The 26,651-nt window shown below is 67.0% G+C and carries 27 protein-coding genes; 10 read left to right on the top strand and 17 right to left on the bottom strand.

Going from position 1 to position 26,651, the window contains the following annotated elements; genetic code table 11:
- The first annotated feature begins 8 nt into the window (after positions 1-8).
- The 3 genes from K8O92_05295 (at position 9) to K8O92_05285 (ending at position 8,727) form a co-directional block, all read left to right on the top strand.
- Positions 9-752 (top strand): hypothetical protein, encoded by a 744-nt coding sequence (locus tag K8O92_05295; protein UAK33393.1) that lies wholly within the window; start codon positions 9-11, stop codon positions 750-752.
- Positions 753-1,161: 409 nt separating this feature from the next.
- Positions 1,162-4,668 (top strand): DNA-directed RNA polymerase subunit beta, encoded by a 3,507-nt coding sequence (locus K8O92_05290; GenBank protein ID UAK33392.1) that lies wholly within the window; start codon positions 1,162-1,164, stop codon positions 4,666-4,668.
- Positions 4,669-4,773: 105 nt separating this feature from the next.
- Positions 4,774-8,727, top strand: a complete 3,954-nt coding sequence (locus K8O92_05285) for a DNA-directed RNA polymerase subunit beta' (protein ID UAK33391.1) — start codon at positions 4,774-4,776, stop codon at positions 8,725-8,727.
- A gap of 236 nt (positions 8,728-8,963) precedes the next feature.
- Here the strand turns inward: K8O92_05285 and K8O92_05280 are convergent, their stop codons facing one another.
- The 4 genes from K8O92_05280 to K8O92_05265 all read right to left on the bottom strand — a co-directional run bounded on the left by K8O92_05280 (position 8,964) and on the right by K8O92_05265 (position 11,394).
- Complete coding sequence (locus tag K8O92_05280) at positions 8,964-9,371, bottom strand: hypothetical protein (GenBank protein ID UAK33390.1); 408 nt, start codon at positions 9,369-9,371, stop codon at positions 8,964-8,966.
- 135 nt (positions 9,372-9,506) lie between these two features.
- Entirely contained in the window at positions 9,507-10,727 is a 1,221-nt protein-coding gene (locus tag K8O92_05275) for a wnt family protein (protein ID UAK33389.1), read from the bottom strand.
- On the bottom strand, positions 10,724-10,996 hold the full coding sequence (locus K8O92_05270; GenBank protein UAK33388.1) for a hypothetical protein: 273 nt from the start codon (positions 10,994-10,996) through the stop codon (positions 10,724-10,726). The genes K8O92_05275 and K8O92_05270 overlap by 4 nt, the downstream gene beginning before the upstream one ends.
- Before the next feature lie 23 nt (positions 10,997-11,019).
- Positions 11,020-11,394 (bottom strand): YbaB/EbfC family nucleoid-associated protein, encoded by a 375-nt coding sequence (locus tag K8O92_05265; GenBank protein UAK33387.1) that lies wholly within the window; start codon positions 11,392-11,394, stop codon positions 11,020-11,022.
- A gap of 156 nt (positions 11,395-11,550) precedes the next feature.
- On the opposite strand from K8O92_05265, the gene K8O92_05260 reads away from it, so the two are divergent.
- On the top strand, positions 11,551-12,021 hold the full coding sequence (locus K8O92_05260) for a DUF4442 domain-containing protein (protein ID UAK35447.1): 471 nt from the start codon (positions 11,551-11,553) through the stop codon (positions 12,019-12,021).
- Positions 12,022-12,218: 197 nt separating this feature from the next.
- Here the strand turns inward: K8O92_05260 and K8O92_05255 are convergent, their stop codons facing one another.
- Together K8O92_05255 and K8O92_05250 are read right to left on the bottom strand one after the other, a co-directional pair.
- Positions 12,219-12,560: an aldo/keto reductase gene (locus K8O92_05255; protein ID UAK33386.1), complete on the bottom strand. Its 342-nt coding sequence runs from the start codon at positions 12,558-12,560 to the stop codon at positions 12,219-12,221.
- A 30-nt stretch (positions 12,561-12,590) separates the two neighbouring features.
- Entirely contained in the window at positions 12,591-13,214 is a 624-nt protein-coding gene (locus tag K8O92_05250) for a hypothetical protein (protein UAK33385.1), read from the bottom strand.
- Between the two features lie 209 nt (positions 13,215-13,423).
- Between K8O92_05250 and K8O92_05245 the strand changes: the two genes are divergently transcribed.
- Entirely contained in the window at positions 13,424-13,756 is a 333-nt protein-coding gene (locus tag K8O92_05245) for a metalloregulator ArsR/SmtB family transcription factor (GenBank protein ID UAK33384.1), read from the top strand.
- Positions 13,753-14,229, top strand: coding sequence for an SRPBCC family protein (locus K8O92_05240; GenBank protein UAK33383.1), 477 nt, complete (start codon positions 13,753-13,755; stop codon positions 14,227-14,229). The genes K8O92_05245 and K8O92_05240 overlap by 4 nt, the downstream gene beginning before the upstream one ends.
- A 51-nt stretch (positions 14,230-14,280) precedes the next feature.
- On the opposite strand, the gene K8O92_05235 is transcribed toward K8O92_05240, so the two are convergent.
- From K8O92_05235 to K8O92_05210, 6 genes are all read right to left on the bottom strand, one after another.
- Entirely contained in the window at positions 14,281-15,270 is a 990-nt protein-coding gene (locus K8O92_05235) for a pirin family protein (GenBank protein ID UAK33382.1), read from the bottom strand.
- On the bottom strand, positions 15,267-16,061 hold the full coding sequence (locus tag K8O92_05230) for an N-acetyltransferase (protein UAK33381.1): 795 nt from the start codon (positions 16,059-16,061) through the stop codon (positions 15,267-15,269). Before K8O92_05230 ends, K8O92_05235 begins: the two co-directional genes overlap by 4 nt.
- 173 nt (positions 16,062-16,234) lie before the next feature.
- Positions 16,235-16,528 (bottom strand): antibiotic biosynthesis monooxygenase, encoded by a 294-nt coding sequence (locus K8O92_05225; protein UAK33380.1) that lies wholly within the window; start codon positions 16,526-16,528, stop codon positions 16,235-16,237.
- A gap of 21 nt (positions 16,529-16,549) precedes the next feature.
- Entirely contained in the window at positions 16,550-17,560 is a 1,011-nt protein-coding gene (locus tag K8O92_05220; GenBank protein UAK33379.1) for an aldo/keto reductase, read from the bottom strand.
- Positions 17,557-18,015: a MerR family transcriptional regulator gene (locus K8O92_05215; GenBank protein UAK33378.1), complete on the bottom strand. Its 459-nt coding sequence runs from the start codon at positions 18,013-18,015 to the stop codon at positions 17,557-17,559. Before K8O92_05215 ends, K8O92_05220 begins: the two co-directional genes overlap by 4 nt.
- 214 nt (positions 18,016-18,229) lie before the next feature.
- The gene (locus K8O92_05210) at positions 18,230-18,601 is read right to left on the bottom strand and encodes a VOC family protein (GenBank protein UAK33377.1); all 372 of its coding nucleotides are present in this window, start codon (positions 18,599-18,601) and stop codon (positions 18,230-18,232) included.
- A gap of 58 nt (positions 18,602-18,659) precedes the next feature.
- Here K8O92_05210 and K8O92_05205 point away from each other — a divergent pair, with 58 nt between their 5' ends.
- Positions 18,660-18,863, top strand: a complete 204-nt coding sequence (locus tag K8O92_05205) for a hypothetical protein (protein UAK33376.1) — start codon at positions 18,660-18,662, stop codon at positions 18,861-18,863.
- 22 nt (positions 18,864-18,885) lie between these two features.
- Here the strand turns inward: K8O92_05205 and K8O92_05200 are convergent, their stop codons facing one another.
- Positions 18,886-19,377 (bottom strand): histidine phosphatase family protein, encoded by a 492-nt coding sequence (locus K8O92_05200; protein ID UAK33375.1) that lies wholly within the window; start codon positions 19,375-19,377, stop codon positions 18,886-18,888.
- A gap of 182 nt (positions 19,378-19,559) precedes the next feature.
- On the opposite strand from K8O92_05200, the gene K8O92_05195 reads away from it, so the two are divergent.
- Positions 19,560-21,230, top strand: a complete 1,671-nt coding sequence (locus K8O92_05195) for an FAD-dependent oxidoreductase (GenBank protein ID UAK33374.1) — start codon at positions 19,560-19,562, stop codon at positions 21,228-21,230.
- 97 nt (positions 21,231-21,327) lie between these two features.
- Here the strand turns inward: K8O92_05195 and K8O92_05190 are convergent, their stop codons facing one another.
- From K8O92_05190 to K8O92_05180, 3 genes are all read right to left on the bottom strand, one after another.
- Positions 21,328-22,122, bottom strand: a complete 795-nt coding sequence (locus K8O92_05190) for a hypothetical protein (protein UAK33373.1) — start codon at positions 22,120-22,122, stop codon at positions 21,328-21,330.
- A 230-nt stretch (positions 22,123-22,352) separates the two neighbouring features.
- On the bottom strand, positions 22,353-23,486 hold the full coding sequence (locus K8O92_05185) for a transglycosylase SLT domain-containing protein (protein UAK33372.1): 1,134 nt from the start codon (positions 23,484-23,486) through the stop codon (positions 22,353-22,355).
- Positions 23,483-23,812 (bottom strand): ESX-1 secretion-associated protein, encoded by a 330-nt coding sequence (locus K8O92_05180; protein ID UAK33371.1) that lies wholly within the window; start codon positions 23,810-23,812, stop codon positions 23,483-23,485. The genes K8O92_05185 and K8O92_05180 overlap by 4 nt, the downstream gene beginning before the upstream one ends.
- A 145-nt stretch (positions 23,813-23,957) precedes the next feature.
- Here K8O92_05180 and K8O92_05175 point away from each other — a divergent pair, with 145 nt between their 5' ends.
- Both K8O92_05175 and K8O92_05170 read left to right on the top strand, forming a co-directional pair.
- Positions 23,958-24,932, top strand: a complete 975-nt coding sequence (locus tag K8O92_05175) for an NADPH:quinone oxidoreductase family protein (protein UAK33370.1) — start codon at positions 23,958-23,960, stop codon at positions 24,930-24,932.
- Positions 24,933-24,954: 22 nt separating this feature from the next.
- A complete protein-coding gene (locus tag K8O92_05170) occupies positions 24,955-26,067 on the top strand; it encodes a winged helix DNA-binding domain-containing protein (protein UAK33369.1) in 1,113 nt (370 codons plus the stop codon).
- Between the two features lie 6 nt (positions 26,068-26,073).
- On the opposite strand, the gene K8O92_05165 is transcribed toward K8O92_05170, so the two are convergent.
- The gene (locus K8O92_05165) at positions 26,074-26,595 is read right to left on the bottom strand and encodes an Lrp/AsnC family transcriptional regulator (GenBank protein ID UAK35446.1); all 522 of its coding nucleotides are present in this window, start codon (positions 26,593-26,595) and stop codon (positions 26,074-26,076) included.
- Positions 26,596-26,651: the final 56 nt, after the last annotated feature.

Genomic DNA, 26,651 nt, shown 5'->3' with positions numbered 1-26,651 from the left:
GAACACCCATGACGTCTCGCCGACCGGTCAACCGGGTCACCTCCAAGCGCAGGCCCGCCACGGAGTCTTCCGCGCGTACCGCCTCCGCGCGTACCGAGCGGCCCGCAACCGGCCGTAAACCGCGCGTGACGGGCATTTCCCGGCCCGGCGGGCAATCGGGTGCCGTTCGCGGCGAAGAGCCCCGTGCGGACGCGGGCGGGTCGTCGCGGTGGCGTGGGATCCTGTCGCGGAAGCCGAGTCGTCCGTCGCGCGGCGACGGCGGGCGCCCCCGACGGGGACTCGTCGCCGGCATGCTGATCGCCGCTACCCTGCTGGGTGGTTTCGCATGGCTGGCCGCCCAGCGGCCCGGGGTGGACACCTCGAACCGGGCGTATGTGGACAACGAGGCCACCCAAGAAGTGCGCGCGGCCGCCGACCACGCCCTGCGCACCGTCTACGCCTACGACGTACAGAACATCAACGGCTACCGGGACACCGCCAAGCAGGTGCTCACCGGGAAGATGCTCGCCGATTTGGACAAGTACGCCGACACGACGATTTCGGCGGTCAAGCAGGCGCAGACCAGCGCCGACGCGAAAGCCGATCCGATTGCTGTGACGTTGCTCACCGATGATCGCGCCGAGCTGATCGTCAACTTGGTGGTGAGCGCCACCAAGGACGGCGTAGCGCAGCAGAGTGTCGCGGGACCGGTGGTCCTGCACATGCAGAAGGTGGATGGTCGCTGGCTGGCCAGCGACATCGTGGACCAGTAACCCCCGCCGTATCGGCGGGGATGACGCAGCGCGGCAGGCGATCTCACCGGCTCCCCGGCCGGGCCTGCCACTTGACGAGTTTCGCCCGAACCGTCACGCTATTCACAACAGCGGCAGCTGTCACAGTGGCTTCCAGCGCACCGCACCTGAAGGACGCAGCCAGCGACTTCGACGCGGCGCGGCAGCCATGCGGACGATCACACGGGTGGTACTTTGACACTCCCGTGTACTTGGGTGTAGGTTTGGACGTTGCGCTGGCTGCCTCCTGTCCATACCTCGATTTGCACACGTAAGTTCACCCTTCCGGTGTTACTTCCGTGGTTGCCTGTTCGAGTTTCGTTCGGGTAGTAACCAGCGGAATTCGTAGCAGACAAGCGACGGTCGCGGACCACCACGCGACGCGCGTGAGGTGCTGGAAGGACGCATCTTGGCAGTCTCCACCCAGACCAAGGCAGTTGCCGGAATCCCCGGAGCCCCGTTGCGGGTGTCTTTCGCGAAGATCCGTGAACCCTTGGAGGTGCCCGGACTTCTCGATCTACAAACGGAATCGTTCGCCTGGTTGATCGGTTCGCCGGAATGGCGCGAGCGCGCGGCCGCTCGCGGCGATGTCGGCCTAGTCGGTGGCCTCGAGGAGGTGCTCGAGGAGCTCTCTCCGATCGAGGACTTCTCCGGCTCCATGTCGCTGTCGTTCTCCGACCCGCGCTTCGAAGAGGTCAAGGCCTCGATCGATGAGTGCAAAGACAAGGACATGACCTATGCGGCTCCGCTGTTCGTGACAGCGGAGTTCATCAACAACAACACCGGTGAGATCAAGAGCCAGACGGTCTTCATGGGTGACTTCCCGATGATGACCGACAAGGGCACGTTCATCATCAACGGCACCGAGCGCGTCGTCGTCTCGCAGCTGGTGCGTTCGCCGGGTGTCTACTTCGACCACAGCGTCGACAAGGGCACGGAGAAGGACCTGCACAGCGTGCGCGTCATCCCCAGCCGCGGCGCGTGGCTGGAATTCGACGTGGACAAGCGCGACACCGTGGGCGTTCGCATCGACCGCAAGCGCCGTCAGCCGGTCACCGTGCTGCTCAAGGCGCTGGGGTGGACCACCGAGGAGATCGTCGAGCGCTTCGGCTTCTCCGAGATCATGATGTCGACCCTGGAGAAGGACAACACCGCCGGTCAGGACGAGGCGCTGTTGGACATCTACCGCAAGCTGCGTCCGGGCGAGCCGCCGACCAAGGAGTCCGCGCAGACTCTGCTGGAGAACCTGTTCTTCAAGGAGAAGCGCTACGACCTGGCGCGCGTCGGCCGGTACAAGATCAACAAGAAGCTCGGCATCCACGTGGGCGAGCAGGTCGTCGGTTCGGTGCTGACGAGGGAAGACATCGTCAACACCATCGAGTACCTGGTGCGGCTGCACTCGGGCGACAAGACCATGACCGCCCCCGGTGGCGTCGAGGTTCCGGTGGAAGTGGATGACATCGACCACTTCGGCAACCGTCGCCTGCGCACCGTCGGCGAGCTGATCCAGAACCAGATCCGGGTCGGTCTCTCCCGCATGGAGCGCGTGGTCCGCGAGCGCATGACGACTCAGGACGTCGAGGCGATCACGCCGCAGACCCTGATCAACATCCGCCCGGTCGTCGCCGCGATCAAGGAGTTCTTCGGAACGTCCCAGCTGTCGCAGTTCATGGACCAGAACAACCCGCTGTCGGGCCTGACCCACAAGCGCCGCCTCTCGGCGCTGGGCCCGGGTGGTCTGTCCCGTGAGCGCGCCGGCCTGGAAGTACGTGACGTCCACCCGTCGCACTACGGCCGCATGTGCCCGATCGAGACCCCGGAAGGCCCGAACATCGGCCTGATCGGCTCGCTGTCGGTGTACGCGCGGGTCAACCCGTTCGGCTTCATCGAGACGCCGTACCGCAAGGTGGTCGAGGGCCGGGTGACCGACGAGGTCCGTTACCTGACCGCCGACGAGGAGGACAGGCACGTTCGTGCCCAGGCCAACTCGCCGGTCGACGCCGACGGCCGCTTCCTCGAGGACCGGGTGCTGTGCCGCCGGGGCAACGAGGAGAACGAGCTCGTCGCGGCCACCGAGGTCGACTACATGGACGTGTCGCCGCGTCAGATGGTGTCGGTCGCGACGGCGATGATCCCGTTCCTCGAGCACGACGACGCCAACCGCGCCCTGATGGGCGCGAACATGCAGCGTCAGGCCGTGCCGCTGATCCGTTCCGAGGCGCCGATCGTCGGCACCGGTATGGAGCTGCGCGCTGCCGTGGACGCCGGTGATGTCGTGGTGAACGAGAAGGCCGGTGTGGTGGAGGAGGTTTCCGCCGACTACGTCACGGTGATGGCTGATGACGGGACGCGTAAGTCCTATCGGATGCGTAAGTTCGCTCGGTCGAATCAGGGCACGTGTGCCAATCAGCGTCCGATCGTGGACGAGGGGCAGCGGGTGGAGCGTGGTCAGGTTCTGGCCGATGGTCCGTGCACCGAGAACGGTGAGATGGCCCTGGGTAAGAACCTGCTGGTGGCGATCATGCCGTGGGAGGGTCACAACTACGAGGACGCGATCATCCTGTCGCAGCGTCTGGTGGAGGAGGACGTGCTGACCTCGATTCATATCGAGGAGCACGAGATCGACGCGCGGGATACGAAGCTGGGTGCGGAGGAGATCACGCGGGATATCCCGAATGTCTCCGATGAGGTGCTGGCGGATCTGGATGAGCGTGGCATCGTGCGGATCGGTGCGGAGGTTCGTGACGGCGACATCCTGGTGGGGAAGGTGACCCCGAAGGGTGAGACGGAGCTGACTCCGGAGGAGCGGCTGTTGCGGGCGATCTTCGGTGAGAAGGCGCGTGAGGTGCGTGATACGTCGCTGAAGGTGCCTCATGGTGAGTCGGGCAAGGTGATCGGTATCCGGGTGTTCTCGCGGGAGGACGACGACGATCTGCCTCCGGGTGTGAACGAGCTGGTCCGGGTGTATGTGGCGCAGAAGCGCAAGATCCAGGACGGTGACAAGCTCGCGGGCCGGCACGGGAACAAGGGTGTGATCGGCAAGATCCTGGCGACCGAGGACATGCCGTTCCTTCCGGACGGCACGCCGGTGGACATCATCTTGAACACTCATGGTGTGCCGCGTCGTATGAACATCGGCCAGATCCTGGAGACCCATCTGGGGTGGATCGGCAAAGCGGGCTGGCAGGTCGACGTCGCCACCGACGGCACCCGTCCCGATTGGGCGCGGGCGCTGCCGGAGGAGATGCTGGGCGCTCCGTCCGACTCGAACATCGCCACGCCCGTCTTCGACGGCGCGCGCGAGGAGGAGTTGACCGGGCTGCTGGCCTCGACGTTGCCCAACCGTGACGGTGAGCGGATGGTCGATGACGACGGTAAGGCGACGTTGTTCGACGGGCGTTCCGGTGAGCCGTTCCCGTATCCGGTGGCGGTCGGTTACATGTACATCCTGAAGCTGCACCACCTGGTCGACGACAAGATCCACGCGCGTTCGACCGGTCCGTACTCGATGATCACTCAGCAGCCGTTGGGTGGTAAGGCGCAGTTCGGTGGTCAGCGTTTCGGTGAGATGGAGTGCTGGGCCATGCAGGCCTATGGTGCGGCGTACACGCTGCAGGAATTGCTGACCATCAAGTCCGACGATGTGGTCGGTCGTGTGAAGGTCTACGAGGCGATCGTCAAGGGCGAGAACATTCCGGAGCCGGGCATTCCGGAGTCGTTCAAGGTCTTGCTCAAGGAACTGCAGTCGCTGTGCTTGAACGTGGAGGTGCTGTCGTCCGACGGCGCCGCGATCGAGATGCGCGACGGCGACGACGAGGACTTGGAGCGCGCGGCGGCCAACCTCGGCATCAACCTGTCGAGGAACGAAGCGGCCACCGTCGACGATCTGGCGAACTAGGCGGCCGGCCGGATGCCGCCACGGCGGCATCCGGCCTCCCACCGTGGATTACCCCACTAGTGAACTTTTGCTCGAATTCGACCCGCACAGGGGAAAGGAAGTTACGTGCTAGACGTCAACTTCTTCGATGAACTCCGGATCGGCCTCGCCACCGCCGACGACATCCGTCAGTGGTCCTACGGCGAGGTGAAGAAGCCGGAGACCATCAACTACCGCACGCTCAAGCCGGAAAAGGACGGCCTGTTCTGCGAGAAGATCTTCGGTCCCACCCGGGACTGGGAGTGCTACTGCGGCAAGTACAAGCGCGTCCGATTCAAGGGCATCATCTGTGAGCGCTGTGGCGTCGAGGTGACTCGCGCCAAGGTGCGCCGCGAGCGTATGGGCCACATCGAGCTGGCCGCTCCGGTCACCCACATCTGGTACTTCAAGGGCGTGCCCTCGCGCCTGGGCTACCTGCTCGACCTGGCGCCGAAGGATCTCGAGAAGATCATCTACTTCGCCGCCTACGTCATCGTGGCTGTCGACGAGGAGCTGCGGCACAACGAGCTGTCCACGCTCGAGGCCGAGATGGAGGTCGAGAAGAAGGCGGTCGCAGACCAGCGTGACGCCGACCTCGAGGCCCGTGCCCAGAAGCTCGAGGCCGACCTGGCCGAGCTGGAGGCCGAAGGCGCCAAGTCCGACGTCCGCCGCAAGGTCAAGGACGGCGGCGAGCGGGAGATGCGCCAGCTGCGCGACCGCGCCCAGCGTGAGCTGGACCGGCTCGAGGAGATCTGGAACACCTTCACCAAGCTGGCGCCCAAGCAGCTCATCGTCGACGAGGTGCTCTACCGCGAGCTGGTCGACCGCTACGGCGAGTACTTCACCGGCGCGATGGGCGCGGAGTCCATCCAGAAGCTGATGGAGAGCTTCGACATCGAGGCCGAGGCCGAGTCGCTGCGCGAGACCATCCGCACCGGCAAGGGCCAGAAGAAGCTGCGCGCGCTCAAGCGGCTCAAGGTCGTCGCGGCCTTCCAGTCCAACGGCAACTCGCCGATGGGCATGGTGCTCGACGCCGTTCCGGTGATCCCGCCGGAGCTGCGCCCGATGGTTCAGCTCGACGGTGGCCGCTTCGCCACCTCCGACCTGAACGACCTGTACCGTCGCGTGATCAACCGCAACAACCGCCTCAAGCGACTGATCGACCTCGGCGCGCCCGAGATCATCGTCAACAACGAGAAGCGGATGCTGCAGGAGTCCGTCGACGCCCTGTTCGACAACGGCCGCCGCGGCCGTCCGGTCACCGGACCGGGCAACCGTCCGCTCAAGTCGCTGTCGGACCTGCTCAAGGGCAAGCAGGGCCGCTTCCGGCAGAACCTGCTCGGTAAGCGCGTCGACTACTCGGGCCGTTCGGTCATCGTCGTCGGTCCGCAGCTGAAGCTGCACCAGTGCGGTCTGCCCAAGCTGATGGCGCTGGAGCTGTTCAAGCCGTTCGTGATGAAGCGCCTGGTCGACCTGAACCACGCGCAGAACATCAAGTCGGCCAAGCGGATGGTGGAGCGGCAGCGGCCGCAGGTGTGGGACGTCCTCGAAGAGGTCATCGCCGAACACCCCGTGCTGCTCAACCGCGCGCCCACCCTGCACCGCCTCGGTATCCAGGCCTTCGAGCCGCAGCTGGTGGAAGGCAAGGCCATCCAGCTGCACCCGCTGGTCTGTGAGGCGTTCAACGCCGACTTCGACGGTGACCAGATGGCCGTGCACCTGCCGCTGTCGGCGGAGGCGCAGGCCGAGGCGCGCATCCTGATGCTGTCGTCGAACAACATCCTGTCGCCCGCGTCGGGCCGGCCGCTGGCCATGCCGCGTCTGGACATGGTGACCGGCCTGTACTACCTGACCCGTCTGGAAGAAGGCGCGAAGGGCTCCTACCAACCGGCCACCAAGGACGGTCCGGAGCAGGGCGTGTACTCCTCGCCCGCCGAGGCGCAGATGGCGGTGGACCGCGGTGAGCTCACCGTGCGTTCGCTGATCAAGGTCCGGCTGACCGACCAGCGTCCGCCGAAGGACGTCGAAGCGCAGCTGTTCCCGGAGGGCTGGCGTCGCGGCGACGCGTGGACCACCGAGACCACGCTGGGCCGGGTGCTGTTCAACGAGTTGCTGCCCGCGGACTACGCGTTCATCAACGAGCAGATGCCGAAGAAGCGTCAGGCGACGATCATCAACGATCTCGCCGAGCGCTACCCGATGATCGTGGTCGCGCAGACCGTCGACAAGCTCAAGGACGCAGGCTTCTACTGGGCCACGCGTTCGGGCGTAACGGTCTCGATGTCCGACGTGCTCGTGCCGCCGGAGAAGGCCGAGATCATGGAGCGCTACGAGGCGCAGTCGGATCAGATCGAGAAGAAGTACCAGCGTGGTGCGCTCGATCACCAGGAGCGTAACAACGCCCTGGTCAAGATCTGGCAGGAGGCGACCGAGGAGGTCGGTAAGGCGCTGCGCGCGCACTACCCGGCCGACAACCCGATCATCACGATCGTCGACTCGGGCGCCACGGGTAACTTCACCCAGACCCGTACCCTCGCCGGTATGAAGGGCCTGGTGACGAACCCGAAGGGTGAGTTCATCCCGCGGCCGATCAAGTCCTCCTTCCGTGAGGGCCTGACGGTTCTGGAGTACTTCATCAACACCCACGGCGCTCGTAAGGGTCTGGCCGACACCGCGCTGCGCACCGCCGACTCGGGTTACCTGACCCGTCGTCTGGTGGACGTCTCGCAGGACGTCATCGTGCGCGAGCACGACTGTGGCACCGAGCGCGGCATCGTGGTGCCGATCGCGGAGAAGCAGCTCGACGGCTCGATCATCCGCGACGCGCACGTGGAGACCTCCACCTATGCGCGCACCCTCGCGGCCGACGCGCTCGACGCGCAGGGCAACGTCATCGTGGCGAAGGGCGCCGACCTCGGCGATCCGGCGCTGGAGGCGCTGCTGGAGACCGGTATCACCGAGGTGAAGGTCCGCTCCGTGCTGACCTGCACCACCGGCACCGGCGTGTGCGCCACTTGCTACGGCCGCTCGATGGCGACCGGCAAGCTGGTCGACATCGGTGAGGCCGTCGGTATCGTCGCCGCGCAGTCCATCGGTGAGCCCGGTACCCAGTTGACCATGCGTACCTTCCACCAGGGTGGTGTCGCGGGTGACGACATCACCGGCGGTCTGCCCCGCGTGCAGGAGCTGTTCGAGGCGCGCGTGCCCAAGGGCAAGGCGCCCATCGCCGAGGTCTCCGGTCGCGTGCGGCTGGAGGACGACGATCGCTTCTACAAGATCACCATCATCCCGGATGACGGTGGCGAAGAGGTTGTCTACGACAAGCTCTCGAAGCGGCAGCGTCTGCGTGTGTTCAAGCACGACGACGGCACCGAGCGTCTGCTCTCGGACGGTGACCACGTCGAGGTCGGCCAGCAGTTGCTGGAAGGCGCGGCGGATCCGCACGAGGTGCTGCGCATCATGGGCCCCCGTCAGGTGCAGGTCCACCTGGTCCACGAGGTCCAGGAGGTCTACCGCTCGCAGGGTGTGTCGATCCACGACAAGCACATCGAGGTGATCGTGCGCCAGATGCTGCGTCGCGTGACCATCATCGACTCGGGTGCGACGGAGTTCCTGCCCGGCTCGCTCACCGAGCGTGCCGAGTTCGAGGCCGCCAACCGCCGCGTCGTCGCCGAGGGCAACGAGCCCGCGGCGGGTCGCCCGGTGCTGATGGGTATCACCAAGGCGTCGCTGGCCACCGATTCGTGGCTGTCGGCGGCGTCCTTCCAGGAGACCACCCGAGTCCTGACGGACGCGGCGATCAACTGCCGCTCCGACAAGCTCATCGGTCTCAAGGAGAACGTGATCATCGGTAAGCTGATCCCTGCCGGTACCGGTATCAACCGCTACCGCAACATCCAGGTGCAGCCGACCGAGGAAGCCCGTGCCGCCGCGTACGCGGTGCCGTCCTACGACGACACCTACTACAGCCCGGACAGCTTCGGTCAGACCACCGGCGCGGCTGTCCCGCTGGACGACTACGGCTTCAGCGACTACCGCTGATCCGGTCAGCCGTAAGAACATTCGGCCCCCGCTCCTTTCCGGAGCGGGGGCCGTTTGTTATTCGTCAGCCGATGGTCGCGCGATGCGGTAAGGAATTGCGCTGCCATTGTCTGGTGCACGGCAGCCGGATTGCAGCTTGAATCGTGCCTGCCGAGCGGTGGGTATCGGCCATCGACGAGGCTGGGCCGAAGTGATTTGCGATTTGTCGAACCGAGGTCAGGGGCGCAAGTGACGGATCAGGGGCTCGGACGGAGTTGACCTGCCCGGGGAGTCAGGATGGTAGTCGGGTAGATCGCGTCTTGGCCCCGGAGATCGAACGCCTGATCGTTGCCGTAGTACCAGTTCACCGTCTGCACGGGTTTGTCACCCAGGAGGAACAGGTAGTAGCCGTGGGGTGGGCCTTCTCCGTCGCTGTTGAATGGTCGGGGAAGACTCTTCCAGCAGTTGGCCGGGGTGTTGGCTCTCCGGTTGAGTTCTTCTGCGGTGATCTCCTCCGGCACGTCGACCATTCGGTCCCAGCCGTCGTTCCACCCTGCGGCGCGTGCGATATCAGCCAGCGAGACGGGTTCGGTGCCTGTCGCGGCGTTCATCGCGGCGCGGGTGAATCCGCTCGTGGAACCCAGTGGTTCCGCGCTCGAGGCCATACTGAAGACGTTCGCGCATTGTGATTCGGATTCGGGTTCGTTCGATCGAAGGAGAAATCCGCAACCCGCGCTGGCCGACATGGCCGCAATAGCCAACAGAACCGATATCATTCGCCGCGCTGTGATCATCGGCTGTCACTTCTTTCCTGGTAGCGGGACTCCGACGCCTGGCGGCGGACCGGTCTGAGCTTCACTGACGGCGTTACTCCACGTGATCTGTGCAGGCTTGGTGGTGGTGCCGTCTAGTTCTTTGTTCTCGATGACGATCGCGTTGCCGTTGTTGATCTCGTTACGGATCAGCTCCTTCATCTCCTCCGGGGAGGCGTCGGGATGGGCGAGGGCGACTTTGCGGCCGAGTTCGTTGTTGTACAGGTCCATAGCCTCACGCTGCGGTGTGTTACCACCGCTCTTCTCGTGTGCTGTGGCGAACTCTTTCGTCCAGTCTTCGCCGTACTTCTGAGTCATCAACGCGTTCCAATACGCGTGCCGGAAGGCATCGCCTTTGCCATCGTCAACTGAAGCCGGGAAGACCTGTTCCGCAGTATCTTTCGCGTCTTGCGTGAGCTCCGCGTGCTCGAAGACGGCCGCTGGGCCCGTAGGGCCGCTGAAGAACAGCTTCTTCATCGCGTCGATCTCTTCGGACGTCATCAGGGACGGATTGAAATCGGGTTTGAACTGGCGCATTATTTCGAGTTCCAGTCCGAGCGGCCACAGCTGGGGTGCGCCTTTCGACACATCCGTTTGATAGTCGGTGAGTATCTTGGCGAGTTCGGGATCCGCCGGCACCAGAGCGACGCCCTGCTTTACCGCGTCGGGCAGCTTTTCGATCAGCCGGACGAATTTCTCAGCGCCCTCTTGATCGTCACGCTGAATATTGCGCAGCGCGCCCTGTATGGCACTGCTCAGGAGGGTGATCGCCAACTCCTTCGCGGCGACGGCGGGACCGCCGAACGGAAAGTACTTATTGGAAGTCTCCCAGTTGGAGTCATGGGACAACACCTCGCCGTCTTCCTGTACGAACAGGTTCCAGCGGGAATCCTCGACTTCCTCCATCTTCTCTCGAATAGTTCTGATATTGGCCTCGATGTCATCGCTTAGCGCGCGGATCATCGTGCCCATCTCCTCGAGCACGTCTGCGGTGCCGAAGGTTTCGTCGCGATCCTTACGACCGCGTACGCGCGCTGCGTCTCCCGCCGCGCTGTCGAAGTAGTCCTGGGAGCGGCCGATCTTGCCCTCCGCAGCGGTGGCCTCCTGATCGATGCTCTGGGCTGCGGAAAGCACCTTTGCCGCAGTTTCCTTGGCGGCTTGAAGATTCCAGGAGAGCACTTCTGTGATGGTCAGCAGCTCGACGCTCATCGCCCCTGCCCGTTCAAATCCGCGGCGCGATGGTTGTCGACGCTCTCGTAGGCGGATGCCTGCCGCTCGATTTCATCACAGCAATCGCGCAACCGACCAGCGTGGTAACCGACCACCGCGTCCATCGCCTGCAGGACTTCTTCGATCTTGGTGGCGAGGTTGGAGTTCTTCATCTTCGGTCGCACCTGCCTGCGGCTGTCCAGCGCGATCGGCGCCTTGGCCGCCAGCGCGTCTGCGTTCGTGCGCACATCCTTTGCCAGGTCACGCATCCTGGCAGGATCGACTTCGAACATCAACGCCCTCGTTCCCAGTCGGATGGCTCGCGCCACTCGTTCCCCCGCTGGATGTCGTCCCGCCTGAGGTGGGTCGGGATCCACTCCAGGGTCGGCTCCTCACGCGCGGGAGTGTTGCGGGGCGCTTCGAAGATTCGCCTCGCTTCCGCGTTGGCGTTGTCCAACGCTGTGCGATGACGATCGGTGATCAGCGCGGCCAGACGATCGGGGCCGTTCTCCATCGCGTAATCGGCGAGGTAGAGATCGGTGATGCGGCCGTTGACGTCGGTTTCGACGAAGACGCTGCCGTCCGCGGACCGGGCCGAGCCGCGCACTGCCGCGAGTTGCTCGTTGATCTGCTTGATTTCGAGCGCACGCGCGCTGACACCATCCATGGTTCGAGACTCCCCTCCTTGTGCAGCGAACACATTACCTAGCGATCAGCGGGTGGAGAGTCCGACTTCGTCGGCGACTGTATTCCAGTGGACAACTGACGCGGCACCGAGTAGAAAATTAGAACAGGTTGCAGTTTCTGGGTCCGGGAGGTGGCGGTGGACGGCGCGGCGGTGGGGGATCTGGTGGTGGCGGGCTTCCGGAAGCTGGGGTTCATCCAGTACGCGGGGGTCGAGTGGGAAGAGTTCGCGGCGGGGCGGAATGTGGTGTCGATGGTGCCGCGAGCGGAGCATCTGAACCACAACGGAGATCTGCATGCCGCGGTGTTGTTCGGGATGGCGGAGACCGCCGCCATGGGGGCTTCGGTGTCGGGGATCGTGGACCTGATGGGGGATACGTTCATCGTCGCCAAGGACGGGCGGATCGAGTACAAAGCCCGTGCGAAGGGGGATGCGGGACCGTTCCGCGCTACTTCCGCGTTCTCCGCGGAGACCCTCGCGAAGATGCGAGCGGACATCGAGGCCCAAGTGCCGCTGGAACTCGACGTGCCGGTAGACATCACCGACGACACCGGAAAGACCGTGGCCACAGCGTTATTCACCGCCGTGCTCCGTCCCCGCAGGGCCTGATCGCCTGGCGGGTACCTGCTCGCACTAGCGCAGCTCTAGCCTGTGGCATTCGAATCGCACCGTTGCCTAGGCGCACCTGGTGTCGGGTCTTCGGACTCGGGACACAGCGAGGGGCCGGTCCGAATCGTCGGTGCGATCCGCCGGACCGGCCTCCGCTCCTCCGGAGCGCGGCTGGGGCATCCGCGCTCCGGCCGACCTCACCGCTCGCTGTCGAGCATCGCCATCTGCGCGGTGGCGTAGCGTTCGCCCGCGACCCGGTCGGCGGGGACCGCCGCCTCGATTGTGGACAGCTCCTCCTCGGTGAGCGAGATATCGAGAGCGTTCACGGCTTCCGCCCAGCGCCGGCGTCGGCGCGTGCCGATGACCGGCACGATGTCCGCTCCACGAGTCAGCACCCAGGCGATGGCCAGTTGCGCCACCGAGGCGTCCTTGCGCGCCGCGATCTCGTCCAGCGCGCGGACCAGTTCGAGATTCCGGTTCAGGTTCTCACCCTGGACGGACGCGGCCGAGAAGCTGGACCTGCTGCGGGTGATCGGCACCCAGCGGCTGGCGTCCGCCGACCAGCCCCACTAGGGGGCGGTCACGTATTCGAGCGCCGCGTCGACCGCGGGCTGCCCGCCGCCGACGACATATCCGGCCAGCGCGCCGATCGCGGCGCCCGCGACCGCGGCGGCGGGCACGGTGATGAAGTCCAACACGAACAGCCCGAGCGGGAATCCGACGACGAAACCGATGGCGGCGCCGATGCCCGCGCCCGCGAGGATGCTCGGCATGGCCTTCTCGGCCTCGGCGTAGAAGCGCTCCTGGGCGGCGACGTCGCGCACCGGTGTTTCGGCCATCGCGATCGGTGCGACGGTGAGCCGGCGGCCCGCGTCCTCGAGCACGGGGCGCAGGGCCACGCGGTGCTCGCCGATGCGCAGCGTCATCGGCAGCGCGGCCACCACCTCGCCGTCGCGGTCGGAGACCGTCACGATCCGGCCGTCGTGAACCGAGGCGAACGTGCCGTCCTGGATGGTCGCCACGGCTGCGCGCCGGTCCTCGGTGGCGGCGACCTCGTAGGCGATCTGATGGAACGATCCGTGCAGGTCGAGTGGCGCGTCGTCGGGCGCGGGCTGCGCGTGCGCGGCGCTCGTGGTGATCGCGGTGGCCGCCAGCGCGGCCATTGTCGTCGCGGTGAAGCGAGAGATCTTCATCGTGCTCTTTCCATGTGCCGCCCCCGTGTCCGGTTCGTCCGAAAAGATACCGCTCGGTGGACCCGATCAGAAGGGGTTGAGTCACAGAGTTTTTCGCGCTGCCCGGCCGGGTCGCCGATGACCGGGCATTCGAGGCGCCGTTTCCGGCTGTGCGGAAAAGCGCGCATTCCCTCTTGACGTCCGCGCCGGCAGGAGCAACACTGAACTAGATGGTTCAGTATGACTTTCTGGATGCCTCCTTCGGGGCGCTCGCGGATCCCACCCGGCGTGGGATCCTGGAACGCCTCGGCCGTGGGCCCGCGACCGTGAGCGAGTTGGCGGAGCGCTTCGAGATGACGCTCACCGGCGTCAAGAAGCACATCCACCTGCTGGAGGCCGCGGGCATGGTGGTCACGGAGAAACGCGGCCGGGTGCGGTACTGCCGCCTCGGTGAGAACGTCTTCGACCGCGAAGTGGCTTGGATGCAGGGCTACCGGCGGATGGTGGAAGCGCGACTGGACCGTCTCGGCGAATTCCTCGAGCGAACGGAGCAGGACCGATGAGCACAACCACGAACGACGCCGTCGTCACGACCGACACCGACCGCACGATCCACATCGAGCGGATCTTCGACGCCCCGCGTGAACGCGTGTGGGAGGCCTACAGCCGGATCGAACTGCTCTCCCAGTGGTGGGGGCGCGGCAACCGGCTGGACATCGAGCGCTGGGAGTTCCGTCCGGGCGGGCACTGGCGCTTCGTCGAGCACTCCGACGAGGGAACCGATGGCTTCGAGGGCCGTTTCCGCGAGGTCACCCCGCAGGAGCGCATCGTGTATTCCTTCGAATGGGACGGCATGCCCGCCCACGTGGCGATCGACAGCGTCAACTTCGTCGATCTCGGCGACGGCCGCACCAAGGTGGTCACCGACAGTCAGTTCCACACGCCGCAGGAGCGCGACGGGATGCTGCAGTCCGGCATGGAGACCGGGCTCAACGAGAGCTACCGCGCGCTGGACGCCCTGCTCGCGCGCGGCTAGGCCGAAACGCGCTCGCTGCCTCGGTGAGCGGGCTGATCGCATCGTGCGCGATCAGCCCCGGGCCGGGCCGATCCGGCGCTTGCGCGGCTTCAGATGCAGTCCGGGCAGCGGCGGTGCGGGTATGCGCTGCCGCGGCGTATGCCCGGCGATGTCGGCGAATCGGGTGACGTCGTGATTTTCCCAATCGGCCCGGGCGCCGACGATGTCCTCGTGACTGCGGCCGACGAAGTTCCACCACATCACCAGCTCCTCGCCGAACGGCTCGCCGCCGATCAACGCGAAGTGGGCGCCACCGGCACTGCGCAGCCGGAGTTCGTCGCGCTCGGTGCCGAGATACAGCAGCGGCCCCGGCGAGAGTTCGGCGTCCGCGACCGTGACATCGCCCTCGATGGCCAGCACCGCGTGCTCGAAACGAGGGTTCAGCGGCAAAGTCACATCGGATCCCGGCTCGAGCCGCACGTCGGCGCCGACGATCGGTGTGTAGGCGATCGCGGGCGAGGTCGCCCCGGCCAGCGAGCCGATCAGCACGATCGCCCGGAGGCCGGGCGCCTCGACGACCGGCAGTTCCCGGTGCTGCTCGAAGTGCGGGGCGATGCCGGTGCGGTCACCCGGCAGGGCGATCCACAGCTGCAAACCGTGCCCGGCGTGCGCGCCCGGCACGGCGTATTCGGAATGGGCGATACCGCGCCCTGAGGTCATCAGGTTCAGCTGACCGGGTTCGATCTCCACGTCCGAGCCGACCGAGTCGCGATGCCGGATGCGTCCCTCGAACGGCCAGGTCACCGTTTGCAGGCCGATGTGCGGGTGCGGATCGATGTCCGGCGGCGCACCGGTGTTGGTGACCGTCGGTGAGCCGAAGCGGTCCAGGAAGCACCACGCGCCGACGGTCGGCAGGTCGCGCTGCGGCAGCACGCGTTCGACGAAGACGCCGCGCACGCCGCCGAGCGGCACCTCCCGGGCCGGATAACGCTCCGCGACCGGACCGGGCCCCGGCGCGGGTTCGCAGAGCGTCTCGGCCGGGCGTGGGTCCAGGTCGCTCACCGGGTGACGCCTTTGCCGATCACGTGCGCGTCGTACTGCGGGTGCTTGTCCAGGTACGCCTTGATGAACGGGCACAGCGGCCGGATCACGCGCTCGCGCTCGACGACGTCTTCGATGGCGTTCTTCGCCAGGACGGAGCCGAGCCCTTTGCCGGAGAACGCGCCGTCGATCTCGGTGTGCGTGAACACCGTCTCGTCGCCGCGTTCCTCGTAGTCGGCGAAGCCCGCCAGCTCTTCGCCGTGGAATACCTCGTAGCGGTGCCGTTCGTCGTTGCGGACGACCTTGGACTCCGAAGCCGATTCGCTCATGGTTCCCTTCTCCTTCCGTGCGCGTACCGGATGCCCGCTGAGAATCGAGACCCGGTTGAACGCGCCGATGGTGGTGGCCACCCAGATGACGACGGACAGCTGATCATCCGTCAGATACCGGCGGGCGGAAGCGTACGCACGCTCGATGACGTTCTCGTCCGGAAGCGTCGCCGTGACTTCCGCGATCGCGAGCACGGCCTGCTCGAACGGGGTGTACGTGCCCCCGCGCCGCCAGCCGGGCAGCACCGCGATCTCCTGCTCGGTGGCCCCGGCGGCCAGCGCGGCCCGGTAGTGCACGTCGAGGCAATACGCGCAGCCGTTGAGCTGGGAGACGCGCAGATTGATCAGTTCGATGATCCGGCGGTCCAGCCCCACCGCCGCCCCGGCGGCCCTGACCTGGCTCGCGACGCTGTTGAGCGCGCGGAACGCGGCCGGCGTCTGCTTGTCGATCCAGACGCGATCGCGGGGCTCATCGGGCTTCATATTCGTGGGATGTTAGTCCTCGCCGGTGAACGGCGCCGACCGGGCCGGTGAAGAAGCGGACTTCGGTCCGGTGAGCGGTTCGTGCCGGATCACCCCCAGCGGCTCGTGTCGCCGCTCGCGGCCCGCGCTCCGGCGGCGGTCGGCGCACACCGTACCCGGCCGCCGCCGCACCCTCAGGTGATCTCGGCGAACCGCCGCAGTTGGAACGGTTCGACCAGGACGTCCTGCAACGCGGCGGCCAGAGCCTTCAGGTGCGGCGTCTGGAAGTGCGCCGCCAGGGCGTCCGCGTCGGTCCACTCCTCCAGCAGCACCATCCGGCTCGGGTCGGTGGGATGCAGGTAGAGCTCGTAACCGAGGCAGCCTTCCTCCGCCAGCGTCGGTTCGATCACCCCCTGCAGCAGATCCTTCAGTTCAGCTCCGCGACCGGGCTTGGCGGTGAAGCGGACGTTGAGCGTCAACGTCGACATGGGCGTCTCCTATCTCGAGTGCTATTCCCGGCCTGCCGAGGTGAACGACATGTCCGCGTACCGGTTCCCGGCCACGCGGCTCGCGATCGGCTCCAGCGTCGCCAGCTCGTCGGGGGTCAGCGCGATGGTCGCGGCCGCGACGTTCGCCGCGAGCCTGGTCCGGCTGCGGGTGCCGGGGATCGGGACCACCGCGAGATCGCGCACCTTCGCCTGCGCGTGCACCCACGCCAGCGCCACCTGCGCCAACGTGATGCCGCGGGCTTCGGCGATATCCCGCAGCGGGCCGAGCAGCTCGGCGTTGCGTGCCGCGTTCTCGCCGGAGAAGCGGGGCATGGAGGACCGGAAATCCCGCGCGTCGGTGGAACCGGTGAACGATCCGGTGAGCAAACCGCGACCCAGCGGTGAGTACGGCACGAACGCCACGCCCAGCTCCGCGGCCGCGGGCACCACCGTGCGCTCCACGTCCCGGGAGAACAGCGACCACTCCGACTGCACGGCGGCGATCGGATGCACGGCGTGCGCCGCACGCAGTTCGGCTCCGGTCACCTCGGACAGACCCAGGGCCCGTACCTTGCCCGCCCGCACCAATTCCGCCATCGCCCCGACGGTGTCCTCGATCGGCACGCCGGGATCCTTGCGATGCATGTAATACAGATCGATGGTGTCGATGCCGAGCCTGCGCAGGCTGGCCTCCACCGCGCCGCGGATGTAGGCGGGGGAGTTGTCGAAGCCCCGGTAGGACGGATCCTCGGGCTTGCGGACGATGCCGAACTTGGTGGCGAGCACGACCCGGTCGCGCTCGGCGTTCACGAAATCGCTCAGGAATTCCTCGTTGTGGCCGAAGCCGTACACATCGGCGGTATCGAACAGCGTGACACCCAGCTCCAGCGCGCGATCCAGGGTCGCTCGGGACTCGGTGAGATCGCTGGGTCCGTAGAACTCGCTCATGCCCATGCAACCCAGGCCCTGCGTCCCCACCGGGATGCCGCCGGGGCCCAGCGTAGTGGTGGGAAGCCTGTCGGCCGTCGTCATAGCGTGATCCCTTCGCTGTCGTGCGCGGTGACCGTGGCCTGCGGGACGTGCTCGAGTTTGCCCTCGTACAGGGTGATCTTGTAGTCCAGCACGGCCAGGGTCTGACGAAGTTCATCGATCTTGGCGAGCACTTCGGCGCGGGTGTCCCGGAACATCTCCAGCCGCTGCGGGAGCGTGACGTCTCCGGCCCGTACCAGCTCGGCGTAGCGCACCATGTCCGCCACCGACATGCCGGTCGTGCGCAGCCGCCCTATCAGCGCCAGCCACTCCAGATCCCGGTCGCTGAACCGCCGCTTGCCGGTGTGGTCCCGGCCGATGTAGTCCATCAGCCCGATCCGCTCGTACCAGCGCAGCGTGTCCCGGCTCAGCCCCGAGCGCTCGGACACCTCGCCGATCGAATACCGCGGCTGTTCCCTGTCCTCGCTCACACTCGTGTGCGATGCCGTCTCGCTCACGACCGCACCTCGCCGTCGCTCGGCTCCGTCGTGCGCGACGACGCGCTGTGTTCCCGGTCCACTCGCCGACGCTCGCTCACTGCACTCGCCCTTCCCGTTGAACAACGACGACGCTAGTCACCTGGAGTGCACTCCAAGCAAGAGGTGTGTCGGTTTTCCAGCCCCGGCACCCCAGCGCTGCGCGGTCGGGGATTCGGGGCGGAGGGATCGTCCGTCAGCTGTCGTAGGTGGGCAGCTGCTGGACCGCCCATTTGTTGCCGTCCGGATCGGCGAAGAAGGTGAACAGGCCCCAGCCGAGGTCCTGGACCGGAGTGGCGTCCACACCGGCGGCGATCAGCTGCTGGTAGGCGTCCTCGGCGCTGGAGACCACCATCTGCATGCCCTGCACGCTGCCGGGCGCTGCCTCGGTGATGCCCTCGCCGAGGCAGATGGAACAACCGGAGCCGGGTGGGGTCAGCTGCACGAAGCGCATGTTCTCATCGACCCTGTGGTCGTGATCGGCCTGGAAACCGATCTTGGTGTAGAAGTCCTTGGCGCGGTCGACATCGGTTACCGGGATGGCGACGAGCTCGATTTTCCAATCCATCCGCCGAGCATTCCACCCTGCGCCGACAAAGTCCCGGATTCCGGCCTACGCTGGGAACATGCCTGGAAAGGACATAGACCGGATCAGGGCTCGTTCAGCCTGGGCGACGGTCAAGGAAAGCCCCGTGATCGCCGCCGTCGCGATCGCGCCGTTCGCCGTCGCGCTCGGTGTGGTGTGGTGGTTGTTCGGTGGTCTGGCCGCGTTCGCGCTACTGCTCGTCCTCGGTGCGGTCGTCGTGGTCGGCGGCAAATTTCTGCGCTGACCGCGCGTTCTGTACCGCGTGGTCAGCGCGGAATGTGGAAATGCGCCAGTTCCCCGGTTCCCGGGTCGACACCCGTCCAAGGGCGGTCGAAGCGCAGCACGGCGAGCGCCGAGGTCGGGAACTTGCGGCTGAGTTCGACGGCGGGCGGCGCGTCGCGATTGCTCGCCAATTCCCAAGCCGTCCACGGCATGCCGGGAGCGTGCCCGATCACCAGCAGCGTCGCCACGTCGTCGTCGCCGAGCCGGACCAGCTCGATCAGAGTCTCCGGCGTGGCCTCGTAGATCCCGGCTTCGAAGACGACCGGCGCGGTGACACCCGTTGCGGCCAACGTCTGTCTGGTCCTGACGGCGGTGGAACAGCGCACGGCGTCGATCGGCGGCTGGGTCTCACGCAACCATCGACCCGCCAGCCCGGCTTCGCGCACGCCGCGCGGCGCGAGCGGTCGCTCGTGGTCGTCGACGCCCTCCGGATACGCCGATTTGCCGTGCCGCATGAGGATCAGAGTCCGCGCCATGGAGATACGGTAAGGCCTCCGGGCGAGAGGTCTCGACCACACTCGAGGCAAACTGAAAGCGGCATCACATCACGGGCGGCTGCGGGCGACCCTCGCGGTGGACGTGACGGACGCCGCTCATCTGTCCACCACAACCCCATGGGTGGCCACGGCCCACGTACTTCTTCGAGGATCAGCACAATATGGCCTACGTAATCACGCAGCGTTGTTGCAACGACGCCAGCTGCGTCTCCGAGTGCCCGGTCGACTGCATCCGTCCCACCCCGGACCAGCCGGAGTTCGCGACGACCGAGATGCTCTACATCGACCCCGACACCTGTATCGACTGCGGAGCCTGTGTCGACGCGTGCCCGGTGGAGGCCATCTTCTCCGAGGACGACCTGACCGCTTCGCTGGCGCGATTCCGCGACATCAATGCCGCCTACTTCCAACGGCATCCACTGGAATCGAACTTCGATCCGATCGTCACGCCCTCGCGTCCGCCGAAGGAGCTGGGCACCCTGCGCGTCGCGATCGTCGGCGCGGGGCCCGCGGCCTGCTACGCGGCCGACGAGCTGCTGCGCAGGGCCGACGTGGAGATCGAGATGTTCGACCGGCTGCCGACGCCGTGGGGCCTGGTCCGGGCGGGCGTGGCTCCCGACCACCCCGGCACCAAGACGGTCTCGAGCATGTTCGAGTCCGCCTTCCGCCGCGACACGCTGCAGTACTACCTCAACGTCGAAGTTGGCACGCACATCTCACACGAGGAACTGCTGCGCCACCATCATGCCGTGATCTACGCGGTCGGCGCTTCGAGCGACCGCAGAATGGGCATCCCGGGGGAGGATCTGCCGGGCAGCCATTCCGCCACCGAGTTCGTCGCTTGGTACAACGGCCACCCCGACTTCGCCGACCGGACCTTCGATCTGTCCGGCGAACGGGCCGTGATCGTCGGCAACGGCAACGTCGCGCTGGACGTGGCGCGCGTGCTGACCGTCGACCCGGACGAACTCGCCAAGACCGACATCGCCGATCACGCGCTGGACGCACTGCGCCAGAGCAATATTCGCGAAGTCGTCGTGCTCGGCAGGCGCGGCCCGCTCCAGGCGGCCTACACCTCGCCGGAGTTCCTCGCGCTCGCGCATCTGACGGGCGTCGACGTCGTCGTGGACGAGGACGACCTGGCGCTGGACCATGCCAGCCAGGCGATCGTGGACGACCCGGAGATCGAGCCGTCGCTGGCGTTGAAGTACACCCTGGCCAAGGAGTACGCCGGCGGTCGCAGGGCGGAGGGGAACAAGCGGATCGTGTTCCGTTACCTGACCTCGCCCGTCGCGCTCACCGGCGCCGAGCGGGTCGAGTCGGTCGAGATCGCGCACAACGAACTGTTCGAGGAGGGCGGTCAGCTCGTCGCGCGGGCGACCGGACGCACCGAGAGCATCGACGCATCGCTGGTGCTGCGGTCCATCGGCTACCGCGGCGAGCGGGTCGGCGAGCTGCCGTTCGACGAGCGGCGCGGCGTCGTGCCGAACGAGCACGGCCGGGTCGTCGGCGACGACGGTATGCCGCTGACCGGAGTGTATGTCAGCGGGTGGATCAAGCGGGGGCCACGCGGGGTCATCGGTTCGAACCGGATCGACTCCGAGGAGACGGTGGAGTTGCTGCTCGCCGACTTCACCGCCGGCAAACTGGCGCCGCCGCAAGCCGACCGCGCCGCGTTGCGGGCGCTGCTGGCCGAACGCCAGGCCGATCTGGTGGACCGGGCGGGCTGGCGAGCGATCGACCAGGCGGAGAAGTCCGCGGGCAAGCCCGCAGGCCGCCCCCGGGTCAAGTTCACCACCCGCGAAGACCTGCTCAAAGCCGCGCGCGGCTGACGATCGGACGTCCGGTCGGATCGTCCGAGATCCGGCCGGGCCGCCGTCTGACGACGCCCACCAGTACGGCCCGAAGACTCGCCAGAGGCGGGCGAGCCTAGAAATTCGCAGTGGCGGGGGAGCCGGGCAGCGGCATGATGCGGACCACCGTCGTGGTGGTTCCGCCGACCACGAACCACAGCCGTAGCACCGGCTGCCCGGTCCGGTCACCGGGCTCGTACCGGCTGCGCACGCTCACGTGCTGGCGTGCCAGCACCGGCGCCACGTATTCGATCACCGCGCGGTGCGGGCCCGCGAGCAGCTTGGGATATTCGACGAGGAACTGTTCCACCGCCTGCCAGTAACAAGCGTTGTTGACGTGGTTGTACTGGTCGATATCGGTGGCGCGCACGGGGAACGGCAGGTCGGTGTCCGACTCCGGCGGCGTGGCGTCGGTCAGGTACGGCCGCCACCGCAGGCGGTGTTCGCTGGAAGTGCGCGCGAGATAGGCGAGGCCCTCGTCGCTGATTCGCGCGGGCATGCCGGTGGACTCGCTGATATTGATCCAGAAACCCTCGGTCTCGATCAGGCCGCCGTTTCCGCTGGTGATCCGGACGCGCATATTCGTCCACCGGGTCGACATCGCCGAGCACCAGCGCAGCAGCCGCACCTCGTCGGGCCACAGGATCGGCCGGATGACATCGATGACCGTCCGGCGGACGATCCAGTTCGGGTCGGTTCGGTGGAAGAAGGTCTTATGCAGGTTTTCCCAGGCGATATCTTGCAGGTAGCGGGCGACGGCATCGAACCGCAACCGGTCGTAGGGATCCACATCGCCAGCCCGGACGGGCCACGCCGAAGCAAAGCCCATGCCCTCCTGGGGAAGCGGGGCGAGTGGCTGATCGAGTGACACTTGTGCTCCTCGCGCTGCACGGTGTGCCGCGTTTCTTCATGCGGTGCTGTTGTGACGACTTTACGGGGCGTACGTCACACCCTCGCGTCGAGCCGTCCGTACCTCCTTAATAGTCCGCCCACCGGGACCTGGGCCAGCAACAATCGGGTCTTGCGTTCAGCATCCCGGGACGAGTCGGTCGGTCGGCGGGAGCGCCGGCTCGGCGGCCGCAGGTCATCGCGGTGAACGGCTCAGTACCCCTGGTATGCCCCGCCCGAGTTCACGGCGGCGACACCGGGCACGTTGCCCAGCGACCCGTAACGGTCGATCGAGTACCGCACTCCGGCGATGATGTTGTCGACCGGGTTCCAGATGTCGTCGTGTCCGGGCGCCTTGTAAGCGTTGAACGTGCTGTCGATGGTCTGCATCAGCCCCTTCGACGGATGTCCGGCCACCCAGTTGCTGTCCCAGCGGTTCTCCGCGTACGGATTGCCCGCGGATTCGTGCTGGATGATCAGCGCGATGGCACGCTCGTCGATGGTCGCTGGGTCGTATCCCATCGCGATGAGCTTCTGCTTCGCCTCGGCGATCCACCGCGCGACGTCACCGCTGGGCAGCGGACCGGTCGGCGCGGACGAACTCGGCCCACCTTGGTACGGCGTGCCCGACGATGTGCCGTACGACGACCCGGAGTCGTTGTGCCCGGACATCAGCCGGCTCGGCCGGTCCGACGAAGGGGCGGCGACCGGGGCGCCCGAGGTCGCGGCCGGTGCGGTGGCGGCGGGCGTCGTGGGGGCCGTGGGTACGTTCGCGCTCGGTTCGCCGAGCCCGGCGAACGCCGCCTCCAACTTCCCGGCCGCCCCCTCGACCTGGGTTCTGGCCTGGGCGGCCACGTCCTCGGCGGTCTTGAGAGCGTTGGTCAGCTCCCACGTGCGAGAGGCCGCTTGCAGCGCTTCCTGGAACACCAGCCCGTCGATGTCGGCCTTGTCCGCGTGCGCGCGGAGGTAGTCGATTCGCGTCTTGGCACCCACGGTGCCGTCGGGCGCGACATCGAAGGGCGGTGTCTGGTTCAGCGCGTCGTCCCGCAGGCTCAATACCTTGGCTTTGGCGTCGGCGAGGTTCTGCACCTGGGTGGTGAGCGCGGTCTTCAGTTCGAGCAAAGCTGCGCTCACGGCCGACGCGCGGGTCTTCTCGGTCTGCATCCTGGCGTTCGCGGCGTCGCCCGCTGTGCCGGACCACTTTTTCGCGTCGGCCAGGGCTTTGGTGTCATCCGCGCCCTTGCCGACCGCGGTGTCCAGCCCCTGCGAGATGCGTTCGGCCAGCCCGCCCGCCGCCGAAAGGCGCTCCGGCTGCCAGTTCTCGACATCGGGGATGGTGAGCGTCATGGCAGCTGGAGTCCGATGGTGCGAAGCTCGGCCGCGAAGTCGTCCTCCGCCAGCTCGTAATTGCCCGCCGCGTTGTGCAGGTTGTCCGCGATCGTGGTGAGCCGGGACCCGATCCGCTCCAGGCACCGGTGCACGGCGTCGTTCGCGCGCTGGGCCACCGGGCCGAAATCGGTGCCGGGCAGCGCCCCGACGACGGCGGCGAGGTCCTCCCCGGCGCCGAGGTCCGCGACCGACGTCGCCTCCGTGCGCAGCGTCTGCGCGAACGAGCGCAGCGCCGTGGGATCGACTTGCATCGTCGCAGCTTGCGGCTGGTTTTGCTCGACCATTAATCCCCCTTCCCTCCCGACCGCGAGGTCGCGGCCAGCATAGCAAAATCGGGTGTCGGGCCGGGCGTCCTCGGGCGGCGCCCGTTATGTTGTCGGTGTGGCGCCGGCGTGGATCGTGCCGGTGCGAGGACAGAGAGGTCAGCACATGCGCGCAGCCCAGGTCGACAAGCTGGAAGGACCGCAAGCGGTTCGGATCGTGGAGATTCCGGAGCCTGCGTCCTACCCGGGGGGCGTCGTGATCGACGTGCACGCGGCGGGCGTGGCCTTTCCGGACGTGCTCATGACGCGCGGCCTCTACCAGATGAAGCCGGAGTTGCCGTTCGTCGTCGGCGGCGAGGTCGCGGGCATCGTCCGGGAAGCTCCCGAGGACGCGCACGTGCGCCCCGGTGACCGGGTCGTCGCGCTGACCATGCTCGGCAACGCCATGGCCGAGACGGCCGTCACGCCCGCGCAGATGGTCTTCCGGCTGCCCGGCAACGTCTCCCTGGAGGCGGGCGCCGGCATCCTGTTCAACGACCTGACCGTGCACTTCTGCCTGCGCACGCGAGGCAGGCTGGCGGAGGGCGAGACGGTGCTGGTGCACGGCGCCGCGGGCGGCATCGGCACCTCGACGCTGCGGATGGCGGCCGCGCTCGGGGCGGGCCGGGTGGTCGCCGTGGTGAGCACCGAGGAGAAGGCCGAGGTCGCGCGCGCCAACGGCGCCACCGACGTGGTGCTCACCGACGGCTGGCTCGCGGCGGTGAAGGAACTGACCGGCGGTCGCGGCGTCGACATCGTGCTCGACCCGGTCGGCGGCGACCGTTTCACCGACAGCGTTCGTTCGCTCGCTTCGGCGGGCCGATTGCTTGTCGTCGGCTTCACCGCGGGGGAGATCCCCACCGTCAAGGTCAACCGGTTGCTGCTGAAGAACGTCGAGGTGACCGGCGCGGCCTGGGGCGAATGGGTGATGTCGCACCCGGGCTACCTGCAGGAGCAATGGGCCGAGGTGGAGCCGCTGCTGGCTTCCGGCAAGATCGCGCCGCCGGAGCCGGTGCTGTACCCGCTGGACAAGGCCGCCGAGGCCGTCGCCTCGCTGGAGAACCGGACGGCCACCGGCAAGGTCGTGGTCACGCTGCGCTGAGACGTCTCGACAAGCCCGCGTCATGAAATTGTCCAATCGGGTCCTGAACCGGACCCTGCTGGCTCGCCAGCATCTGCTCGAGCGCTCACGGCTGAGTGTGCACGAGATGTGCGAGCACCTCGTCGGATTACAGGCGCAGGATTCGCCGCCGCCGTTCGTCGGATTGTGGAGCCGCGTCGCGGCCTTCGATCCGGCGACGGTGTCGGACGCGCTGGAGGACCGTTCCCTGGTCCGGATCACTCTGATGCGGGGGACCATCCATATGGTCACCCCGCCGGACGCGTTGCGGATCGCACCGCACGTGCAGCCGGAACTGGAGAAAGCGCCCTTCCGCAAGGGCTTCAACTACGGCGCCATGGTCGGATTGGATCCGGATGAGGTGCGCAGCAACGGCGAGGCGGTGCTCGGCGACGAGCCGATGTCCGCCGCGGACCTGCGTGCCCGCGCCGCCGAGCTGTATCCCGACCGCGACCCCGGCGCGGTGTTGCAGACCTGGCTGTATCAACTGCCGGTGTTGCAGACGCCGCCGCGCGGGAAGTGGAAAGACAACAGCAGGCCGATCTGGTCGCGGGTCGAGCCCTGGCTCGGCGCACCCCTGGATCCCACCTATCCCTTGGCCGAGTTGCTCTTCCGCTATCTGCGTGCCTTCGGCCCGGCCAGCACGATGGACATGCAGACCTGGTCGAGGCTGCTCGGCATGAAGCGGGCGGTGGCGCAACTCGGGGATCGGGTGCGCACCTACACCGACGAGCGCGGCCGCACGCTCTACGACGTGGCCGACGCCGAATTGGCCGATCCGGACGCGCCCGCTCCGGTGCGGCTGCTCGGCTGGTACGACAACGCCCTGCTGTCGCACCAGGACCGAACGCGGATCGTGCCCGACGGCACGGCCCCTCCGCTGCGCTCCTTCGCCGCTCAGGTCTCCCCGGTGCTGATCGACGGGTTCCTCTCCGGTCTGTACAAGGTCTTCGTGACCGCCGAGTCCGCGCGGCTGCGCATCAGTCCGACCCGGACCTGGACGAACGCCGAGCGCGCCGAGGTGGAGGCGGAGGCGCACGCTCTGCTCGCCTTCCTGGAGGCGGGCAAGCAGGGGAGTGTCGAAATCCTCGACGTGCACGCCGACCTGCGCCCCTGAACTCCGCTACGGCTCGCGGGCCGCGCGGTATGCGGGGGCCTTGGTGGTTCCGGTGGGGCTCAGCGTGCGCAACAGGGGCAGCGCCCGGCGCGACACCACGGTGGACAGCACGATGACGCTGTGCGAGCGCACCACGGAGGAGGTCCGGTCGATGCTCAGCAGCACGGCCTGCAATCCGGCGTGCGAGTCCGCTCCGATCCGGCACAGCACGTCGCCGGAGCCGGTGGTGGCGTAAGCCTCCAGCACGCCGGGGATGGCGTCGAGTTCGGCCGCCACCGTGTCCAGCGCGCCCTGGGCGATCTCCAGCGTGACGAACGCCTGCACGTCGAACCCCGCCGCGGTGACATCGATCTGCGGGTCGTAGGAGGCGATCACGCCGGACTCCTCCATGCGCGAGATCCGGGATTGCACCGTTGCCCTGGCGACTTTGGTCCGCCTGGACAGTTCGAGAATGCCCGCTTTCTGGTACTCGTGCATCGCGGTGAGGATGGCGAGATCGAGTTCGTCGAGCTTCGCCGGTGTGCGCATCATGGCGGCCTCCGTTCGAGCGCCGGGGCGGGCTCGCTGCCCGACCCATCGAAGCT

Origin of the sequence: Nocardia asteroides (assembly GCA_019930625.1) — a bacterium.
Classification (GTDB): domain Bacteria; phylum Actinomycetota; class Actinomycetes; order Mycobacteriales; family Mycobacteriaceae; genus Nocardia; species Nocardia sputi.
Note: the sequence above shows the minus strand (reverse complement) of the source record. Positions and strands in the feature narration are given on the sequence as shown.

What these genes read in the sequence shown, in the direction of transcription:
- K8O92_05295 (UAK33393.1), top strand. Translation starts at nt 9, where the DNA reads ATGACGTCTCGCCGACCGGTCAACCGGGTCACCTCCAAGCGCAGGCCC.
- K8O92_05280 (UAK33390.1), bottom strand. Translation starts at nt 9,371, where the DNA reads ATGGCCTCGAGCGCGGAACCACTGGGTTCCACGAGCGGATTCACCCGC.
- K8O92_05275 (UAK33389.1), bottom strand. Translation starts at nt 10,727, where the DNA reads ATGAGCGTCGAGCTGCTGACCATCACAGAAGTGCTCTCCTGGAATCTT.
- K8O92_05270 (UAK33388.1), bottom strand. Translation starts at nt 10,996, where the DNA reads ATGCGTGACCTGGCAAAGGATGTGCGCACGAACGCAGACGCGCTGGCG.
- K8O92_05265 (UAK33387.1), bottom strand. Translation starts at nt 11,394, where the DNA reads ATGGATGGTGTCAGCGCGCGTGCGCTCGAAATCAAGCAGATCAACGAG.
- K8O92_05250 (UAK33385.1), bottom strand. Translation starts at nt 13,214, where the DNA reads ATGAAGATCTCTCGCTTCACCGCGACGACAATGGCCGCGCTGGCGGCC.
- K8O92_05245 (UAK33384.1), top strand. Translation starts at nt 13,424, where the DNA reads ATGGTTCAGTATGACTTTCTGGATGCCTCCTTCGGGGCGCTCGCGGAT.
- K8O92_05240 (UAK33383.1), top strand. Translation starts at nt 13,753, where the DNA reads ATGAGCACAACCACGAACGACGCCGTCGTCACGACCGACACCGACCGC.
- K8O92_05230 (UAK33381.1), bottom strand. Translation starts at nt 16,061, where the DNA reads ATGAAGCCCGATGAGCCCCGCGATCGCGTCTGGATCGACAAGCAGACG.
- K8O92_05225 (UAK33380.1), bottom strand. Translation starts at nt 16,528, where the DNA reads ATGTCGACGTTGACGCTCAACGTCCGCTTCACCGCCAAGCCCGGTCGC.
- K8O92_05220 (UAK33379.1), bottom strand. Translation starts at nt 17,560, where the DNA reads ATGACGACGGCCGACAGGCTTCCCACCACTACGCTGGGCCCCGGCGGC.
- K8O92_05210 (UAK33377.1), bottom strand. Translation starts at nt 18,601, where the DNA reads ATGGATTGGAAAATCGAGCTCGTCGCCATCCCGGTAACCGATGTCGAC.
- K8O92_05205 (UAK33376.1), top strand. Translation starts at nt 18,660, where the DNA reads ATGCCTGGAAAGGACATAGACCGGATCAGGGCTCGTTCAGCCTGGGCG.
- K8O92_05200 (UAK33375.1), bottom strand. Translation starts at nt 19,377, where the DNA reads ATGGCGCGGACTCTGATCCTCATGCGGCACGGCAAATCGGCGTATCCG.
- K8O92_05195 (UAK33374.1), top strand. Translation starts at nt 19,560, where the DNA reads ATGGCCTACGTAATCACGCAGCGTTGTTGCAACGACGCCAGCTGCGTC.
- K8O92_05185 (UAK33372.1), bottom strand. Translation starts at nt 23,486, where the DNA reads ATGACGCTCACCATCCCCGATGTCGAGAACTGGCAGCCGGAGCGCCTT.
- K8O92_05180 (UAK33371.1), bottom strand. Translation starts at nt 23,812, where the DNA reads ATGGTCGAGCAAAACCAGCCGCAAGCTGCGACGATGCAAGTCGATCCC.
- K8O92_05175 (UAK33370.1), top strand. Translation starts at nt 23,958, where the DNA reads ATGCGCGCAGCCCAGGTCGACAAGCTGGAAGGACCGCAAGCGGTTCGG.
- K8O92_05170 (UAK33369.1), top strand. Translation starts at nt 24,955, where the DNA reads ATGAAATTGTCCAATCGGGTCCTGAACCGGACCCTGCTGGCTCGCCAG.
- K8O92_05165 (UAK35446.1), bottom strand. Translation starts at nt 26,595, where the DNA reads ATGCGCACACCGGCGAAGCTCGACGAACTCGATCTCGCCATCCTCACC.